Genomic DNA, 19,778 nt, shown 5'->3' on the forward strand with positions numbered 1-19,778 from the left:
AAAAGTAAAAGATTGAACTATAGCCAAAAAGGGCACATTATAGTTCATAGCTTCCCACCGCAGAGGTCTCACATAATTTCTATTATAATAATTCGTTATCGATTCAAATACTCTGTTTTCAGCTACATGCACCTATCATTAAATCCTTATGCACTTATATTATCGGTCAGCGGTCTCGCTACCATAATATTGTCCATAATTATTTATACCCGCTTAAAATCCGCGGAAAGATCTTTTGCTTTCGTCATCGGCCTGGCCGGATGGTGGGCGCTTACTTATGCAGGAGAATTGTTCTCGTCGAACCTTTCAACCATCAAGTTCTGGCTGCAGCTGGAATATGTTGGCATAACTTTGCTTCCGCTAGCTTTGCTCCTTTTTATTCATGTTTTTATTTTTAAGCAAAAGCTTGTTATCAGGCCCTTCCACGCGTGGATTGCTCTTATACCTGTTAGTACTTTAGTTCTTGTTTTTACAAACGATTACCATCATTATTACTATAAATCATTATCCGTTAATAGTAGTGGTGCATTTCCTTTACTTACCATCGAACCTTCTTTCTGGTATTATGTATTCACCGCATATTTCTATGCAGCACTTGCGTGGTCTATTTATTCGCTTGCGACTGCTTTTAAAACTGCAGATCGTATCTATGTAAAGCAGAAGAGGATTATTTTTTATGCGCTCGTGATACCCTGGATTTTTAATATCCTCTATAAGCTTGGTGTAAGGGCTGAACAGAATATTGATTTAACTCCTTTTGCATTTATTGCAACCTCCACCATCATTTCTTTTGGTCTTCTCCGGTATAAACTGCTGGATATTATTCCTGAGGCAAGGGAAAAAATTTTCGAGTCGATGCAGGATGGCGTGTTGGTTCTGGACTCCTATAACACGGTCATCGATAAGAATAGTCAAATGGAATGCGTCTTATCTCACCTTCCCGAAAAAATAATTGGCGCTCAACTTTTCACGCTGTTTCCTCTTGCGCATCAACTATACCAGGGTGTAATGGAAAGAAGAAAAAATACGATCGAGATTGAAATAGAGAAAAACGGCAGCAAGAACTATTATGAGGTTGACATCAACGTTCTTACCGACCGAACATCTGATTATAGCGGGTGCATTTTAATCTTCAACAATATCACGCAGCGCAAGAAAGATGCAATTTCGCTTGCCGCTCTCAATGAACAAAAAGACCGTCTTTTTTCCATTATCGCACATGATGTTAGAAGTCCACTAATTAATATCATGGACATGGTTAGGCTAATAGACGAACAGGTAATTACTGAGACAGAGTTTAAAACTTATTTGCCCGAACTTTCTAAAAACCTGAATTATACGTCAAGCCTTTTGGATAACCTGCTGCACTGGTCGAAAAGCCAACTGAAGGGAGAAGTAATTAATCCTGGAAACCTTGACATTAGAAAAATTGTAAAGCACGAAATAGCATACTATCAACAAAAAGCAACCCAAAAAGGAATATACTTAAGTAGTACAATAGAAGACGAAACGGGGGTATTTGTAGATGCTGAAATGATACAGCTGGTCATAAGAAATTTGATCGGCAATGCCATTAAATATTGTAGCAAGGAGGATTACATTATTGTTTCCGCAACCGTAGATGCTGGCCAGGTTACCATTTGCGTTAAAGATACCGGTAGTGGAATGAAGCCAGAGATAGTGGAGAAACTCTTTAGGTTTGAAACCTTTACCATCCGGGGTACTAATAACGAGCGGGGAACCGGACTGGGACTACAATTATGTAAAGATTTTGTAGAAAAAAATAACGGTAAAATTTGGGTAACAACCGAATTGAATGTCGGTAGTAAATTCTATTTTACAATGCCCGTCGCTAACTCAAAAATACTTATACCTGCTTCTGCCAGTTCCGCTCATTAAGCAGTCAAATCTTCAATTGCTTTGTGATATTTTCCAAATTCAAAAGCATCGATCGCTGCCCTCATTGCATCCTTAATTTGTTCGGTGCAAAGGTTTCCAATACTTCCTTCGTGCGTGTGATTAACGGTTGTAGAATATTCAAACTTGCCTGCTTCGATCTCAAGCCCAACTTTTTTATAAGCATCTCTAAAAGGTGTTCCTTGTAAAACAAGTTTATTTACTTCTTCTACGCTGAACAAGTATTTGTATTGTTCGTTTTTGAGAAGGTTCTCTTTCACTTTCATGTTACTGATCATCAAGTGCATCATATCAAGGCAACTGTTAATTGTAACAAAAGCAGGAAACAAGTATTCTTTTAATAACTGAAAGTCTCTATGGTAGCCGGAGGGAAGATTGGTTGTAAGCAAAGCAACATCGTTTGGTAAAGCTTGCAGTTGATTGCACTTGGCTCTAATCAACTCGAACACGTCCGGATTTTTTTTATGAGGCATGATTGATGAGCCGGTTGTCAGCTCATCCGGAAAGGATATGAACCCAAAGTTTTGGTTCATGTAGAGGCAGCAATCCATCGACAGTTTATTGAGAGTTGATGCTACATTGCTTACGGCCTGTGCAACTATCCGCTCACTTTTGCCACGGCTCATTTGAGCATACACCACGTTGTAATTTAAATCTTCAAAGCCAAGTAATTGAGTGGTAAGCGTACGGTTTAAAGGAAACGAAGAACCATAGCCGGCAGCAGAACCGAGCGGATTTTTATTAACTACTTTGTACGCAGATTGTAAGGTGATGACATCATCAACGAGGCTTTCAGCATAAGCTCCAAGCCACAATCCAAAAGAAGAAGGCATTGCCAGTTGAAGATGAGTATACCCCGGTAACAGGTTCTCTTTAAAGGCTTCGCTCTTCTGCTGAAGCAGTTGAAAAAGGTGTTCTATGTTTTGTACAAGTTGTTCAATAGCGCTTCTGAAAAACAATTTTAGATCAACCAACACCTGGTCATTTCGGCTTCGTCCACTATGGATTTTTTTGCCAACCTCACCTAATCGTTCTGTCAGTAATAGTTCTACTTGCGAATGAATGTCTTCCACATCATCCTGCAGTGTAAAATTCCCTGCTTCAATTTCTTTATAGATCTTTTTTAATTCTGCCGATAGAACCTTCCAATCTTCAGATGTTAAAAGGTCAATAGTCTCCAACATTTTTATATGAGCGAGTGATCCCTGAACATCAAAAGGTGCAAGAAACAGGTCCATCTCCCGGTCATTTCCAACCGTAAATGTTTCTACCGCGGTAGACGTATTTGTATTTTTTTGCCACAACTTCATGGTAATAATTATTGAAACAAGATGTATTAATCGCCTACATATTTCTGTTCAGAATATGGGGCAGGATAAGTAAGAGACAGCAAATATTCCCAGTCTAATTTTTCCTTTAAATCAAGCATATATTGTTGCGAGATACCTGGGTAGTTGGATAGGAAAAACAGGCTGATAATTTTATAATACAAGCCAACGATGTTTTCCATAGGTTTATCGTTTGCATAAATATCATCAAGAGTAATTGCAACAGGATAATATTTAATCAATTCCTCTTCAACTAAAGACGCCTCGTAAATGTTGACACCCTGCGGACTGTTGTCGTCCTTCTTAAACAGCATTATAGAAAGCAAAACTTTCCACTTTTCGTTTAGTATAATATTAAAAGGCTGTAGAATATAATTGTGAACAAATTCCTCGAAATATTCTTCCACTTTGTAAGAATAAGGCGGACGATTTGCTTCACTACACACCTTCTTTATCAAAAACTGTTTTATCAAAGTATTACCTTATTTAGCATGGAAATATAACCTTGAATTCCTTCCTCTATTTCATTTAAAAATATAAATTCATCCGCTGTATGACTTCTTGCACTATCGCCCGGACCACACTTTAAGGCGGGGAAAGGCATTAACGCTTTATCGCTACTTGTGGGTGATCCATAACAAGTTTTTCCAAGACTCATTCCTGCCTGAACAAGAGGGTGGTTAATGTTAATTCCTGTAGCTCTAAGTCGCATGCTTCTTGGTGCCACCTGCGATGATACGTTTTGTCGAATGATTTCAAATATTTCTTCATGGCTATACACTTCTGTAATTCTGACATCAACAACAAAGTTGCAGCTGGAAGGAACCATGTTATGAGCCTTGTTTTCTGTGTTGATTACAGTTACAGACATCTTAACCGGCCCTAGCCACTCGCTTATTTTCGGGTACCGATAGGTGCTAAACCATTCAATATCCTTTACAGCTTTATAAATTGCGTTGTCTCCTTCTTCCCTTGCGGCATGACTAGCTTTCCCTTGCGCCACACAGTCAAGTACCATCAAACCTTTTTCAGCAATTGCTAACTGCATCTTTGTCGGCTCACCAACAATAGCACAATCAATCTCCTTTCCCTGTAACGTTTCTTCAAATTTGTCGTTTCCAAGCAACAACTCAATTCCTCCATAACCACTGATTTCTTCCTCAGCAGTTGCCGCAAGAATTAGATTGTATTTTAAATCTTCTGTATTATGAAAATGAAGGAATGTAGCAATAAGACTTACAAGGCACCCGCCCGCATCGTTACTTCCCAAACCAGATAATTTCCCATCCTTAACAATAGGCGTAAACGGATCGTTTGTATAATGAGGGCTTGGTTTTACCGTGTCGTGATGTGAGTTTAAAAGTATAGTTGGTTTTGCTACATCGAAGTGTTTATTTACTGCCCATACATTGTTTAGAAGTCTATTATTCTGAATTCCATTTTCAGTAAGAAAGTCTTCTATTATTGTAGCAGTTCCATCTTCATATTTTGAGTAAGATGCAGTTGAAATTAACTGGTGCAGAAGTTTTACTGCCTTTCTATATAGTAAGTCCGCTGCCATTAATTTATAAAAAGAGTTCCGCTGGTTTTGCCTGTTGTATTTTGAATAAGATCGTTTGCATCCCCTACCAGAACTTCTTTTACTCCGGCATCAATGGCTGCAAAAGCATTGTCAATTTTTGGAAGGATACCGGCGAACAATTTCTGTTCACTCAATAATTGCTGATACGTTTTCTTATTAATTATTTTAATGACTGATTCGTCATCGTCTACATTTTCTAACACGCCTTTTTTCTCAAAACAATAAATTAATCTTACGTCATACATATAAGACAAAGCAACAGCTAAAGATGAAGCCACTGTATCTGCATTTGTATTTAAGATGTGACCTTGTCCATCATGAGTAAGCGGTGCAAAGGCAGGAACTAATCCACTATCAAGCAATAACTTTAAACTCTCAACCTTCAACTTTGAACTTTCCACATCTCCCACCCAGCCAAAATCAACTTCTTTAACGGGACGTTTAGTAGCAGGAATAATGTTACCATCAGCGCCGGTTAAACCAATTGCATTGCAACCTAAGGATTGCAATTGCGCAACAATTTTTTTATTCACCAACCCGCCATATACCATTGTTACAAGATCTATGGTTGCATCGTCTGTCACTCGCCTTCCGTTGATATATTTTGATTCGATACCCAGTTGCTCCCCCATTTTTGTTGCAATCTTTCCACCTCCGTGAATCAAAATCTTGTTTCCTTCAATTGCAGCAAAATCCTTTAAAAAAGATTGTAACCCGGCTTCGCTGTCTATCACATTTCCACCAATCTTAATAACGAATAGTTCTTGCATTATTTGTTTTCAATATGTCGAAGAATAGTCAAATGTACAAGTGTGCGACGCAACAATGTGTAATAGTAGTAAATGAGTCGGCTCTAAAAATATTCTTTAAACCAGTCACCATTTTGTTTAATCAAGCAGCTTTAAATCCCTCCCTTCGGGGAGGTTAGAAGGGTACTAATTACTGCCTGTGCAGCCCACACCCTGTTTGATGCTTCTTGTGTCACCAGGCTATTCGGACCGTCTAATATTTCGTCGCTCAATTCTACATTTCTTCTTACGGGGAGGCAGTGCATTACTTTAGCGTTGTTGGTTTGTTGCAACTTGTCGTTGGTCAACATCCATGATGTGTCACTGCTATGCATCTTCCCGTAATCATTATAGGCGCTCCAATTTTTTACATAAACAAAATCCGCATCCTTGAGCGCTTCATCCTGGTCATGAGTGATGGTAGCGCCTTTTGTAAACTTCTCTGCCAGCTCATAACCCTCCGGGTGGGTGATTACAAAATCGGCTTCACCCCAGGCATTTATCCATTCAGCAAACGAGTTGGAAACACATTGCGGAAGTGGCTTAATATGCGGAGCCCATGTAAGAACAATCTTAGGTTTACCCCCAGCCCGTAAAGGGGAGTTAAGCAAATATTCTTTAATCGTGATAATATCCGTCAAACTTTGCAGCGGATGAAGCGTAGCACTTTCGAGGCTGATAACCGGAACACCCGCATACTTAATAAACTGGCTGATGTACATCTCGCTGTAATCTTCTTCACGGTTTTTAAGCGAGGGAAAAGTACGGATACACAGAATGTCGAAGTACTTGCCAAGAACGGGGGCAGCATCTTTTACGTGTTCGACAGTGGTGCCGTTCATAATGGCGCCTTCCTCAAACTCGAGTGCCCAACCTTCTTTGTCAACGTTAAAAACGATCGCTTCCATTCCAAGTTGTTGTGCAGCTACCTGCGTACTTAATCTTGTGCGCAAACTTGGATTTAGAAACAAAAGACCAATTCTTTTATTTGCGCCAAGTGCCTTATCCTTAAACGGATCTGCCTTGTACTCCAACGCTTTTTTGACCAAAGCGTTTATATCACTGACATCAGAAACGGAAATGAAATTTTTCAACTTTTATTTTTATTTAGGTAGCCAATTGTAGTTTTCCAATGATGCATTCTTGCGTCGCACTCTTGTACTTTACATCTTTTGATGGGCTTTTCAACGTTATGGCAAAAACGAATTTTACTGCTAAAAAGATTGCTTTTAAAATTTATACCGTTACTGCTCGTTCACTTTCTTTTTTAGCACCGGTTAGTGAAGCAATCTCTGCTTCAAGTGCTTCTAAAAATTCACTAGCCTGGTCTTTAGTTAATGCCAAAGATGGAAGCAATCGTATAACATTCGGCTTCGCCTCACCGGTAAAAACGTGCTGCTTATAGAGCAGGTTTTTCTTTAGGTCTTTTAACTCTTCGGGCACATCAAAGCCTATCATTAAGCCTCGTCCGCGTACGTTTTTAATTTCAGTAATTGCAGCTAAACGATCTAATAAATAGCTACCAACCTTTTGAGCATTTTCAATTAGGTTCTCTTCTTCCATCACTTCAAGCACGGCAAGGGCAGCAGCGCAGGCAAGCTGGTTACCACCAAAAGTAGTTCCAAGCATTCCATGTTTTGGAGCAATGTGAGGCGCAATTAAAATTCCGCCAATTGGAAAACCGTTGCCCATTCCTTTAGCCATCGTATAAACATCTGCACTTACTCGTCCGTAATCATGAGCGAAGAATTGTCCACTTCTTCCGTAACCATCTTGCACGCTATCAGCGATATAAACAGCATTATATTGATTGCACAAGGAACGGATCTTTTGAAGGAAGTTTTCTGTAGCCGGTATAATTCCACCAACACCCTGGATAGCCTCAATTATGACAGAAGATATTTCGTCACCTCTTTGTGCGAAACAATCTTCCAACGCTTTCTCATCGTTATAAGGAAGAAAAATAACGTTCTCATTTTCGTTAACGGGAGCCACAATAGCAGGATTATCTGTAACTGCAACAGCCAGCGATGTTCGGCCATGAAAAGACTTACTAAAGGCGATTATTTTCTTTTTGCCGTTGTAAAAAGAAGCAAGCTTTAATGCATTTTCATTTGCCTCCGCACCACTACTTATCAGGAACAACTGGTAGTCTTCTTTACCACTTAGCTTACCCAGTTTTTCAGCAAGTTGTTGCTGCACAGGGATTTTTACGGAGTTAGAATAAAAAGCAATCTTGTTCAATTGCTCTTCAATTCGCAACACCCAATGAGGATGAGTATGGCCAATACTGATAACAGCATGACCGCCATACATATCAAGGTATTTTGTTCCCTGGTCATCCCAAACATAAGAGCCTTTAGCCTTAGTAATGGTGATGTTGTTAAGTGGGTAAACGTCGAAGAGTTTCATGGGAGTTTTAAGTTGTGAGTTATAAGTTATAAGTCAGGTTTAGGTTGAAGTATTAGGATAAGGGTTTGAAGGTTTATCTTGAACTTTTCCTATTAATGAAATAAGCATTCCTTTTACGTCATTTATTGGGTGAATAGAATATCAAAGTTTTTTTGCTTCAGATAGCCCCGGTCTTTAGAAAGAATTAGAAAATATTCGGCTTCGTTTGAAGATCCGAGGGCAATATTTAAGAAGTTGGCGAAGTCGCTTTGGGAATTCTTTCCACAGCCTTCAGCAATATTTGCAGGAATTGAAGAAGAGGATCTTCTGATTTGATTGGTTAAGCTATAAATTTCCTCCTTTGGAAAACCTTTAGTAACCTCATACACCCTCAGAGTAAATTGATGAGCTTTATCCCAAACTTTCAAATCTTTATAGTTCTGCATAACTTATCACTTACAACTTACAACTTATCACTCAAAATCCCCCTCCCTTCAGTCTCAATCCCGCCGTCTCTTCCAGCCCAAACATCAAATTCATATTTTGAACTGCCTGCCCGCTTGCGCCTTTTAGCAGGTTGTCTATTGCTGAGTGTACGACAATTTTTTCTTCTGCTTTTTCGATATGAATTAAGCACTTGTTTGTGTTGACTACTTGCTTCAGATCGATCATTGTCTCACTTACATGAGTGAAAGGCTCATGCTGGTAAAAGTCTTTATATAATTGGTTCACCTCGTTCAATGAAAGATTGCAATCGATAGTAGAACTGATATAAATACCTCTTGGAAAATCACCTCGCCAGGGAACGAAGTATAGTCCACTTTTTGTTTCTGATGAAGTTGAAAAAGATCCCTGCAACTGTTGTAACGATTGAGTAATCTCCTTTAAATGCTGGTGAGTTAAAGTTTTGTAGGCCGAGATATTATTTGCTCTCCAACTAAAATGTGTTGTTGCTGATAAACTTTGCCCGGCACCAGTAGAGCCGGTAATGCCGGTTGTATAGATCTCTTTTAGTAGTCCGGCCTTTGCCAACGGCAATAATCCTAACTGAATTGCAGAAGCAAAGCAACCTGGATTAGCAATGTTCTCTGCCGACTTAATTTGTTCTTTATTTAGCTCCGGAAGGCCATAAACAAAACTTCTCTCTTCAAAGTTTGCGTTAGCAGCAACCCTGAAGTCCTGACTTAGGTCTATCAATTTTACTCCCTTTAGAGATGGGGCTTCTTCGGCTAGAAATTTCTTCGCATCTCCATGACCAACGCACAAAAACAAAACATCAATATCGTTGGAGAGTTCTGATGAAAAGGCTATATCAGTCTCACCCAATAGGTCAGCATGAACTGAAGCAACAGGCTTGCCGGCGTTACTTTTACTGTTTATGAAAGAGATTTGAACATTTGGATGATTGATCAAAATGCGGATTAATTCTCCACCGGTATAGCCGGCTCCACCAATTATTCCAACCCGAAGCCCCCCCGCCCCTAAAGGGGAGCTTGAGTTTGCACCCGACAAAGGGGAGTATAAAAAGTTGTTTAGATGATCTCTTCTTAAAAACATATTAGTTGATTGTTAACAATGGTCTTAGAAAACTTCTGCTTTCTATTTTTAGCCGCGGTTACCCTTCTATACCAGGTTATGGCGATCGCTGCTGGTAGAGGGTTGAGAGATAACAAGGAACTCTAGTGCGCCTTCGTCTTTATTCATTATTCTGTGTCGTCGACCTGCTTCAAGGTGCAATCCTTCTCCCTCGTGTACAATCACGATTACTTCGTCTACTTCGAAAACTGCCCTGCCTTTTAGTATGTAGAAAAATTGCTGTGATTGCTTGTGATAGTGTAAAATCTCTTCAGCGCCATGGGGCATCTTCTCATGTTTTATACTCAGGCTGTCGTTGTTCAATAAGTTCCAGGCTTCACAATTTTTACCCCATACATATTTGGTCGCGTTTGAAGTTGAAACGACTGCAGGAGGAGGGTTTGTTTGAATGTTTTTTAACACTAAAAACGTTTTTGACTAAAGTGAAAGAGTAGCTGAAAAGATTGATTTACGTACAAGAGTGCGACGCAACCGAAGCTTGATAGTACCACTAAGGCGGGCTACCAAAATGTTCTAACTCTCTTTTGTACTATCCTTTACCTGGTGCCAGATCATTGTTTGGTTACCAAAGATCTTACTGAATCCTCGAACATCATCGCCTGTCCAGCCGGTATTCATTTCGCCGTATTTACCAAATTTAGCACTCATTAAATCGAACTTGGAGTCAATACCAATGATGTGAAAGTGGTAAGGCTTCAACTGTACAAACACATCGCCTGTTACGTTCTTTTGGGTATTCTGCAAAAAGGCCTCTATATCTCTCATAACAGGATCCATAATCTGGCCCTCGTGCAACCAGTTTCCGTAGAAAATAGCCAGTTGGTCTTTCCAGTTCAGTTGCCATTTAGTAAGCACGTGCTTTTCTAAAGCATGATGTGCTTTTAAGATGACCATGGGAGCAGCGGCTTCGAAACCAACTCGCCCTTTGATGCCTATAATTGTATCACCGATATGAATGTCGCGACCGATACCGTAAGGTCCGACAACGCTTTGAAGGTATTGAATGGCTTTTACCGGCGTTTCAAAATATTCTCCATTTACCTCGGTTAATTCACCTTCTTCAAAATGGAGTTTAATTTCTTCTGTTCCTGTTTGGGTTACCTGTGTAGGCCAGGCTTCTTCGGGCAACATGCCGTAAGAACTTAAGGTCTCTTTGCCTCCAACACTGGTGCCCCACAAACCTTTATTAATAGAGTAGACAGACTTGGCAAAGTTCATATCTACATTTTTACTTTTTAAAAATTCTACCTCTGCTTCACGACTCAATTTCATGTCGCGAATAGGAGTAATTATTTCAACACCAGGGATCATGATGTTAAAGATCATATCAAAGCGAACCTGGTCATTGCCAGCGCCAGTGCTTCCGTGGGCAACGGCATCTGCATTTAACTCTTGCACATAATCCGAGATATGAAGTGCTTGTATCAAACGCTCTGCACTCACGCTGAGCGGGTAGGTGTTATTTTTTAAAACATTTCCGAAAACGAGGTACTTGATGATGCTGTTGTAGTAGCTTTCTTCGGCTTCAACGGCCTTATGGGTTTTTACGCCCAAAGCATATGCATGATGCTCGATATGCTTTAATTCGTCTTTGGTAAAACCGCCGGTGTTTACAATAATACTGTGAACCTCGTATCCCTTTTCTTCGGTAAAATATTTTACGCAGAAAGAAGTATCCAGTCCACCACTAAAGCCAAGAACTACTTTTTTTGACATCTCAGAAATGGTTTATAAAAATTTAGAGTGAGGAATTACATGTTGAATAAAAGGCTTAGCAGCAGCTTCGATTTTGCTTTCACCTGGGGGTCTTTCTTCTTTAGAAGCTTTAGCAAACGACTTTTCTTTACGTTCATAAAGCGTTCGTACAGGTTTGAGTTCTGCTTAAAATCAGCGGCAGTTTCCTCAGGCTCATAATGGTCTGCAGGATCGTAGAGCATTGCTGTGCAAAAACAATTTTTCCTGTCTTTACTCATTAGGGTATCGTAGTTGACGCATGCCTTACAGCCTGCCCAAAATTGATCATCATCTGTTAGCTCAGAATAGGTAACGGGTTCATAGCCCAACTCGCTGTTGATCTTCATCACGGCAAGTCCGGTGGTAAGTCCGAAGATTTTTGAAGTAGGATACTTTTCACGTGACAAATCAAAAATTCTTTTTTTGATTTGCTTTGCAACGCCACTTTTGCGGAATGCCGGAGCCACGATTAAACCGCTATTGGCAACATACTGATCATGTCCCCAGGCTTCAATATAACAAAAGCCAACCCACGTACCGTCCGCTGTGGTTGCTATAACAGCTTTACCTTCTGTCATCTTTTGAGCAACATATTCCGGACTTCTTTTAGCTATCCCGGTTCCCCTGGCTTTAGCTGAAGATTCCATTTCGTCGGTTATAGTCGCTGCGTAATGAACATCGCCACTATCGGCTACCCTGATTATAATTTGCTGATCCACGTTGATAAAAATTATAAGAAATATTGTAAAGAAGATCGTGCCAAAACAGGTACACTACACCTGCATTTACGTTAGTAAAAGTTATAGTGCTATCTCAGATACGTGGTCGTCGGATAAGATACAAGAAGTGATCAGAACCCAAATGATTTACAGCACCACTAAGAGATGGGTGGCTTGCAGAAAGATAATTGTGGGTGATAAAATTTTTCAACTTCCTAGTACGATCAAAAAATGAACAAAAATTTGAAGTTGTAAAAGTATTAATACTTTCAATTCTATCAGTAATAATTTTTTATTAAAAAAAATCTTCTGCTAAAAAGGTTCAAACCTTTTGATAACAAAAAACCCCGCATGCGCGAGGTTCTTTCAGGGATCATTTAGCATTTTATTGGTTAGGTGGACGCATTCCTCTCATTTCTCCCATTCCGCCACCGCCTCTGAATATTTGCCTCATTGGGTTGTTGCCGTTGCCTTGAGGCTGTGCTCCAAACCTTCGTAAGTTATAAGTAAAACTTATAAGGAAGTAGCGTGTTAGCACCTGTGTTCTTGTGTCTACGATAGAGTTTTGATCTACAGTTCGTGTAATGCTTTTGTTCTGGTTAAGTAAATCGTATACGTTGAATTTCAATTCGCCACGCTTGTTCTTAAACATGATTTTTGAAAGGCTTGCATTTAGTAAGGGTATTGATTGATTGAACCCTGCAGACTGACCACGATACATTGTATAGTTAAAGTCTGTTCCTAAAACCCAACCGCTCTTAGTAGCATAAGTTGGCTCTACAGAAAAGATCTGCGTAAAAGAATTTGCATTTTGATTAGCTGTTGTTGCATTGGCGCTGTACTTGACAATATTATAAGTGGATGTACTAAAGAAGTTGAGATCAAGTCGTTCCTGTAGATTCATTGTTAATCGAACCGTTTCTCCTAAAATGTAATTATTGGTAAAGATCTTTACATCCTGCGCATTAGGATTTACCTCGGTGTACGTTCTTGATAAACTTGCATCTTTATTAACTGTGACACGAGTCGTAAAATTCAAGTTCGATTTTGGTGTTTTTATTGGAAAGCCGTAGTTAATAAACCCGGTGATATTATATCCCCCATTAATATTGATCGGTTTTGAAAATTGTGTTCCCGGTGTTAGTGTATCGTTTTCTGCTGCGAGGATAATATTTGACCTGGAGGAGTTAATGATATTGTAGTTGCTAATTCTGTTGGTAGCTACACTTCCATTCAGGCTCACCAGAAAGTTCTTGAAAGTGGAGACGTTGAAACTCGAATAGTTTAAGTTGATATTGTGGTTGAAAGCTTGTTTAAGAGCAGGGTTACCAATGGTGTGATAAAGAACATTGGACACCTTATCCAGCACATCCTGTAACTGGGTAATATTAGGTTGCTGCGTATTACCCCTATAAAAAAATCTGAAGTTTTGCGTCCTGTTCTTGCTGTACTGTAAAGCCACCGTTGGCGTCAGGTTATTAAAGGACTGGGCAAGAAACCTCCTCTTTGTAATATTATTGCTGGTTAACTCTGCGTGTTGAACACCTAACCCCACCGTATAGTTCCAAAGTTTACTTAACTGTTGTCTGTAATTCAAGCTAACGCGGTGAGAAGCGTTTGTATTTTTAAATAAGTTGGTAAGAGTTGTATCTACAAGATCATAGAGCTTGCTAGATTTGTTTAAGCTAAAGGTCTTTTGATCGGAGTTACTTCCATTATAGTTATAGTTATAATTCACCTCAAGTTGAGATGTCGAACTAATGGGCTCTGTATAAGAAAGCGTTCCTCCGAAACTTTTTCCATCCCTGCTGGTAGTGCTTGTGCGGTCAGTAGTATCTCTGCCCCGGGTTGTTGTATTGTAACTTAGGTTATTAGAGACGCGGTCGTTAGTATTTGCTCCTTGTGTTAGATTTAAGCTGAGGGTACGCCCACGCTTTTGAAAACGATGCCGGAACAACATCATGTTGTTGAAAGTATAGCCGTTGTTATGTGAGTTGGTCCTCGACTGAACGTTATTGAGCGATACCAGCTTTCCCCTTGTTACCTGCGTCGTAGTTTGACTTGAATTATCTGATTCCTGGTAACTGATATTTGGCCTAATCAACAAAGAATTCATTGTATCAAAACGATGTTCTATTTCAAAATTTGCCCGTTGATTTTTATTAGCGTTAAGCGAAGAATTGATATTACTATTGAAAGTAGAAGAGTCATTCGTATTAAAGGTTTCGGAATACCTTTCTGAATTATTAGTAGTTCTTACATTATTGTAAAAGTAACTTCCATTGGCAGTTGTCTTTTTACTCCAGGCGTCGTTATAGTTTAATCCACCCGCAATTGTACGTGAAATTCCCGGCTGACTTGAGACAATAAAATTGCCTGCCCCTCCACCTCCAAAATTACCTCCACCTCCAAAGTTGCCGCCCCCGCCTGCTCCACCTCCGCGATTTCCACCGCCACCTGCTCCACCTCCACGATTACCACCGCCGCCGCCACTATTGGTAGCACCAAGTATATCTTGCATTGAGAAATTCTGGTTGTTTACATTGTTTGCCTGGCCAATAAATGATAGCTGCTGGTTGCCATTAAAACGGTTAACACTTAAGTTGGCAGAGTAAAGACCCTTGTCTCCCGCCGCGATTGTTCCCTTTCCAAATGCACCTTTTCGCCTGTCTTTCTTGGTGATGATATTAATTACCTTTTCTCTGTTTCCGTCATCAAAACCGCTAAACGCACTTTGTTCGCTTTGCGCATCAATCAAAGCTATTTTGTCTATCATGTCCGTTGGAATATTCCGGGTCGCCATCTTTGGGTCATCTCCAAAAAACCGTTTTCCATCAACCATCACCCTGGTTACTGACTGCCCTTGGGCGGTCACAGCTCCCTCTTTATCTACTTCAACACCAGGCAACTTTTTCAACATGTCTTCCGCCGTACTGTTGGGCTTTGTCTTAAACATACTCGCATTAAACTCAGTTGTATCCCCTTTAATTGTTATAGGGGACGTGCGCACAGTTACATTACCTAGGTCGGCAGGCAACGAACTCATGTATAGTGTACCCGGATTATATTCAGGCTTCTCAGCGTTGACAGTAAAGTTTTTTTGTATTTCAAGAAATCCCTGGAAGGTGACATAAAATATATAGGAACCAAAAGGCACATTCTCAATTGTAAAGCTTCCGTCTGTCTTAGATAAGCCATACTTAACAAGAGATGAGTCCTGGGGATTTAATATAGAAACGGTTGCATCTTTTAAATTCTGCCGCGAAGCAGAGTCTATCAATTTTCCTTTAACAGTGCCGGAAGTTTTAGGCTGGGCCATTATCATTGATGACGGAAGCAATAATAGAAGTAAGAATACAATTCTCATGATACGGTCTAATTTGAAGATGTGTAATGTAGTTGAATTCGTTTTGTTAAGAAAATGAAAACGGTAAAAACCTGCTATCGATGGATTAACCTAAAGAATAGATTTAAAACAACTATTACCCTACGAAACAAAGTCTTGTCCTTGCAACACAATATGTATTTTATACACTAAGAAAATGATTTACTTTAACAGCCGAATTTGGTTGACAAAATACTTAGATAAAAAAATTAAGGAAAACGACGTCGTATGAATACAACTGATGCTACAAGCCCTCTATTAAGAAGAAGAAATGGAAAGTTGATTACGGATGCAAGGGCTTTGGTTGCTTCTTACCCTGCAGTGCCTATAACTGTTGACTGTGTTATTTTCGGGTTTGAAGAAAACGAGCTGAAAGTATTATTGATTAGAAGCGACCTTCAATACTTTGAAGGAAAATGGTCCTTATTAGGAGATATCGTAAAGGAGACAGAAGAACTGGAAGAGGCTGCTTACAGAATTCTGTTGCAACGAACAGGAATGAATGATGTTTTCCTGGAGCAGGTAAAAGCATTTGGAAGTCCCAGCCGCCATCCCGGAGGCAGGGTTATTACGATTGCTTATTGCTCCCTCCTCAATATAAAACACCACGAATTGAAGATTTACGATAATGAGCTGCATTGGCACAACGTAAAAAATCTTAACGACATGGCCTTCGACCACAAGGAGGTAGTGGATGAAAGTTATAACTGGCTTCAAAAACGGATACAGGAACATCCCCTTGCTTTCAACCTTTTGCCCGAGAAATTTTCACTTCGGGAATTACAGAATTTGTACGAAGTAATACTGGGCGTTGAACTTGACCGTCGGAACTTTCGGAAGAAGTTTTTTTCTATGGACTTTCTAATTGATCTTGATCAATACGAAGAAAACGTGCCTCACCGGCCGGGTAAATTGTACAAGTTTAATTTCGAGAAATACGAAAAGAATAAGAAGAAATGGTTTGCCATTGATTTTTAATCCCGGGCCTCCTCAACCTACAACTTCTATTAAATTAATTTAATACACCCTTTTTTGTTTGGGCATTTACAAAAATTCCTAATATTGTGTAAAATTTACACATTTTAAATGTGTGCCTAACGAAACACTTGAATATGAGATCAACATTTACGCTCTTTTTTTTAGTATGCATTATTAATGCGAAAAGTCAGCTGCTAACTTGGTCTCCCCAATTTCCTTCTGACCAATCTCCAATAACAATTACTGTTGATGCAACTAAAGGCAACAAAGGCTTGCTGGATTATACCGGCACAGTCTACATGCATTTTGGTGTAATTACCAATCTTAGCACATCTCAATCAGACTGGAAATACGTTCCAACCACGTGGGCCACTACTACTGCCCCAACCGCGACACCTGCCGGAACAAATAAATGGTCTTTCACTATCAACAACCCACGTACTTATTTTGGTGTACCTGCAGGCGAAAGAATTTTAAAAATTGTGCTGCTTTTCAGAGATGCCTCAGGAAGCCGCGTTCAAAGAAATGCTGACGGCTCTGATATTTACGTCCCCATATATCCGGCCGGTACCAAAGGAATTCAGTTCACTCAGCCTTTTATACTGCCTACTTATTCTTTAACGCACGAAGACATTAAATCCGGGCTGGGCGTTCCTGTACCTGTGACTGCTGTCGCTGCGGCAAACGATGGTGTACTTAATTTATATTTTAATGGCACAAAAATCAGCGGGCCGGTAAGCGGAAATACAACGATTACCGGAAGCGCAACTCCTTCTATTAAAGGCAACCAGGAGTTTATCGCGGAATATATCTCGGGAGGCGTTAGCTATTACGATACTATAAACTATTATATCACCCCTGATAACACCATAGCAGCTTTGCCTGCGGGAGTAAAAGAGGGTATTAATTACGATCCTAACTGTAGCTCTGCTACATTGGTCCTATTTGCACCTAACAAAAATAATGTAGTTGTCGTAGGGGATTTTCCAGGAAGCGATTGGACGCCTAAGGCACAATTTCAAATGAATAAGACTCCTGATGGAGATTACTATTGGCTTACGCTCAACGGTCTTGTTTCAGGTACAGAATACGCCTACAACTATAGAGTTGATGATTCTATTTATGTAGCAGACCCTTACACGGAGAAAGTGTTAGATCCTTACAATGATCCCTACATTTCCACTGCAACATATCCTAATCTAAAACCATATCCCACCAACCATAATGTATCTGCAGCAAAAAATGGTATCATGAGTGTGTTGCAGACTTGCCAGGCTCCATATAATTGGCAGGTGACTAACTTTACAAAACCAGATAAAAGAAACCTGGTTACTTACGAGCTTTTAGTGCGCGATTTTGGAGATGCAAGAAACTACCAAATGCTCATTGACACCATTAGTTATTTTAAAAGGTTAGGTATAAATGCAATTGAATTAATGCCTGTAAATGAGTTTAACGGTAATGACAGTTGGGGTTATAACCCAACCTTTTATCTTGCTTTAGATAAGGCGTATGGTACTAAGAACAAGTTTAAGGAGTTTATTGATTTATGCCATAAAAACGGCATAGCTGTTATTTTGGACGTTGTGTACAACCACATGGATGCTGCTTCTACCCCACAAGGAAAAATGTATTGGAGTAATGGCAGACCTGCCGCAAATAGCCCTTGGTTTAATCAGACTGCGCCCCACCCTTACAGTGTTTTCGAAGATTTAAATCATACCTCAACAGCTACCCAATACCTGGTGGAAAGGTCGCTCGATTATTGGTTGTCGGAATACAAGGTGGATGGATATAGGCTCGACCTTGGAAAAGGATTTACACAAACTACTTCAAACGGTACTACCGTTGAAAATTATGACGCCAGCAGGGTAGCAAATCTTGAACGTTATTATGATTATGTGGTTCCCAAATACCCCAATACATACATGATAATTGAATTCCTCGGCCAGCAAAGGCAGGAAGAGCAAGAGTACGCCAACCACGGATTTTTATTATGGGGTAACAACAATCCCGCGTATAACCAGGCAACGATGGGCTATGACAACTCAAATTTTTCAAAGATTGTCTATAACAGCGCAGAGGAGGCATTTACAACTCCTGCTGAAATCGGCTACATGGAAAGCCACGATGAAGAACGGTTGATGTTTAAAAACTTGTCTTTTGGAAACAGCTCAGGTGCTTATAATGTAAAAAACCTGGCAACTGCTTTGGAACGGCAGGCAGCAGCTGCGGCCCTGTTCTTTACCATTCCGGGGCCAAAAATGATCTGGCAGTTTGGAGAAAGAGGATATGATGTATCGATCGATGCAAATGGCGGAAGAGTATCTGCAAAACCTCCCCATTGGGAGTATATGCAGGACCCTAATCGTCTGAAGTTATTTGACGTGTACTCGAAATTGATCCGTGTACGCTTGCAAAATCCTACTGTTTTTAATAGTACGGCTTTCACCTACGACTTCTACGATAACAACGGGAACTTCAAGCGGTTTCAAATAGCTGACCCCAATCCAAACGGAATGAAAGTAACAGTGGTGGCAAACTTTGATGTGGTTCCGCAGACACGTACAGTTACTTTCCAATCCACTGGTACGTGGTACAGCTTTGTGAGCAATGGAGCGGGCACAGGACTAAACGGACCAACAGGTACAACCGCCAATATATCTTCTACAAGCCAGGCTATTACTTTACAGCCGGGAGAATATCATGTCTACATTGACAGGCAAGTTGTTCTTCCCCTAAAGTTGCTATCATTTAATGGCAGACGAACCACCAATAATATTTCGCTTGGATGGCTGACCACGAACGAGGATAATGTGAAACATTTTGTTGTTGAGCGCTCTTTTGACGGAGTTGATTTTAATAGCATTGCCACCGTAATAACGAAAAATTCTTCCGATGCTCAGATTACTTATAGTTATGTTGATAGTGATCCTGCGGCCACTAAGAGTAAAAAGAAAATTTACTACCGCTTAAAGATGAGCAACAAGGATGGCAGCTTTAGTTATTCAACTGTCGCTGTGATTAATGCCTCTTCCTCCGGTACTGCTTTTTCAATGTATCCTAACCCAGCTAAAGGATCGCAGGTATACCTTTCGTTAGATGAAGTTTTATCAAGTGCAATTCATTTTAAAATAGAAGATTCAGCGGGAAAACTATACAAAAGCTATACTCAGCCTTTGAATGATAATAAGACTATTCCTGTCGATATTAAAAATCTCTCTTCAGGAGTTTATATTCTTACGGCTGAAACAGGGGGTAAAACATTTGTCAAACAATTTCTTATACAACATTAAATAGGAGTAGAACCGATACGGGCCGGCAAAAACAAGAGATTAGATGCAACATATTTATGGAAGT

15 protein-coding genes are annotated in these 19,778 nt (G+C 40.0%); 3 read left to right on the top strand and 12 right to left on the bottom strand.

Features of this window, described 5'->3' with window-relative positions:
• Positions 1-126 precede the first annotated feature (126 nt).
• The gene (locus SAE01_RS10935; protein WP_147203797.1) at positions 127-1,899 is read left to right on the top strand and encodes a sensor histidine kinase; all 1,773 of its coding nucleotides are present in this window, start codon (positions 127-129) and stop codon (positions 1,897-1,899) included.
• On the opposite strand, the gene argH is transcribed toward SAE01_RS10935, so the two are convergent.
• The 12 genes from argH to SAE01_RS10995 all read right to left on the bottom strand — a co-directional run bounded on the left by argH (position 1,896) and on the right by SAE01_RS10995 (position 15,422).
• Complete coding sequence (argH, locus tag SAE01_RS10940; protein WP_147203798.1) at positions 1,896-3,227, bottom strand: argininosuccinate lyase; 1,332 nt, start codon at positions 3,225-3,227, stop codon at positions 1,896-1,898. The genes SAE01_RS10935 and argH overlap by 4 nt on opposite strands.
• Before the next feature lie 26 nt (positions 3,228-3,253).
• Positions 3,254-3,718: a hypothetical protein gene (locus tag SAE01_RS10945; RefSeq protein WP_147203799.1), complete on the bottom strand. Its 465-nt coding sequence runs from the start codon at positions 3,716-3,718 to the stop codon at positions 3,254-3,256.
• Positions 3,715-4,806 (bottom strand): M20 family metallo-hydrolase, encoded by a 1,092-nt coding sequence (locus SAE01_RS10950; RefSeq protein WP_147203800.1) that lies wholly within the window; start codon positions 4,804-4,806, stop codon positions 3,715-3,717. The genes SAE01_RS10945 and SAE01_RS10950 overlap by 4 nt, the downstream gene beginning before the upstream one ends.
• Positions 4,806-5,597: an acetylglutamate kinase gene (argB, locus tag SAE01_RS10955; protein ID WP_147203801.1), complete on the bottom strand. Its 792-nt coding sequence runs from the start codon at positions 5,595-5,597 to the stop codon at positions 4,806-4,808. The genes SAE01_RS10950 and argB overlap by 1 nt, the downstream gene beginning before the upstream one ends.
• A gap of 131 nt (positions 5,598-5,728) precedes the next feature.
• Positions 5,729-6,709: an N-acetylornithine carbamoyltransferase gene (locus SAE01_RS10960; protein ID WP_147203802.1), complete on the bottom strand. Its 981-nt coding sequence runs from the start codon at positions 6,707-6,709 to the stop codon at positions 5,729-5,731.
• Positions 6,710-6,851: 142 nt separating this feature from the next.
• A complete protein-coding gene (locus SAE01_RS10965; protein WP_147203803.1) occupies positions 6,852-8,027 on the bottom strand; it encodes an aspartate aminotransferase family protein in 1,176 nt (391 codons plus the stop codon).
• A 122-nt stretch (positions 8,028-8,149) separates the two neighbouring features.
• Positions 8,150-8,452 (bottom strand): four helix bundle protein, encoded by a 303-nt coding sequence (locus SAE01_RS10970; RefSeq protein ID WP_218029133.1) that lies wholly within the window; start codon positions 8,450-8,452, stop codon positions 8,150-8,152.
• Between the two features lie 31 nt (positions 8,453-8,483).
• Positions 8,484-9,563, bottom strand: a complete 1,080-nt coding sequence (gene argC, locus SAE01_RS10975) for an N-acetyl-gamma-glutamyl-phosphate reductase (protein WP_147203804.1) — start codon at positions 9,561-9,563, stop codon at positions 8,484-8,486.
• A 66-nt stretch (positions 9,564-9,629) separates the two neighbouring features.
• Positions 9,630-10,004 (bottom strand): cupin domain-containing protein, encoded by a 375-nt coding sequence (locus SAE01_RS24925; protein WP_246113211.1) that lies wholly within the window; start codon positions 10,002-10,004, stop codon positions 9,630-9,632.
• 111 nt (positions 10,005-10,115) lie between these two features.
• Positions 10,116-11,318, bottom strand: a complete 1,203-nt coding sequence (locus tag SAE01_RS10985) for an argininosuccinate synthase (protein ID WP_147203805.1) — start codon at positions 11,316-11,318, stop codon at positions 10,116-10,118.
• Between the two features lie 35 nt (positions 11,319-11,353).
• Positions 11,354-12,055 carry a GNAT family N-acetyltransferase gene (locus tag SAE01_RS10990; protein WP_147203806.1) on the bottom strand — a complete coding sequence of 234 codons (702 nt, stop codon included), beginning with the start codon at positions 12,053-12,055 and terminating at the stop codon, positions 11,354-11,356.
• A 385-nt stretch (positions 12,056-12,440) separates the two neighbouring features.
• Complete coding sequence (locus tag SAE01_RS10995; protein WP_147203807.1) at positions 12,441-15,422, bottom strand: TonB-dependent receptor; 2,982 nt, start codon at positions 15,420-15,422, stop codon at positions 12,441-12,443.
• Positions 15,423-15,668: 246 nt separating this feature from the next.
• On the opposite strand from SAE01_RS10995, the gene SAE01_RS11000 reads away from it, so the two are divergent.
• Both SAE01_RS11000 and SAE01_RS11005 read left to right on the top strand, forming a co-directional pair.
• Complete coding sequence (locus SAE01_RS11000) at positions 15,669-16,418, top strand: NUDIX hydrolase (RefSeq protein WP_147203808.1); 750 nt, start codon at positions 15,669-15,671, stop codon at positions 16,416-16,418.
• Positions 16,419-16,552: 134 nt separating this feature from the next.
• A complete protein-coding gene (locus SAE01_RS11005) occupies positions 16,553-19,714 on the top strand; it encodes an alpha-amylase family glycosyl hydrolase (protein WP_147203809.1) in 3,162 nt (1,053 codons plus the stop codon).
• The last annotated feature ends 64 nt before the right edge of the window (positions 19,715-19,778 follow it).

It is taken from the genome of Segetibacter aerophilus (assembly GCF_007991655.1).
GTDB classification, from domain to species: domain Bacteria; phylum Bacteroidota; class Bacteroidia; order Chitinophagales; family Chitinophagaceae; genus Segetibacter; species Segetibacter aerophilus.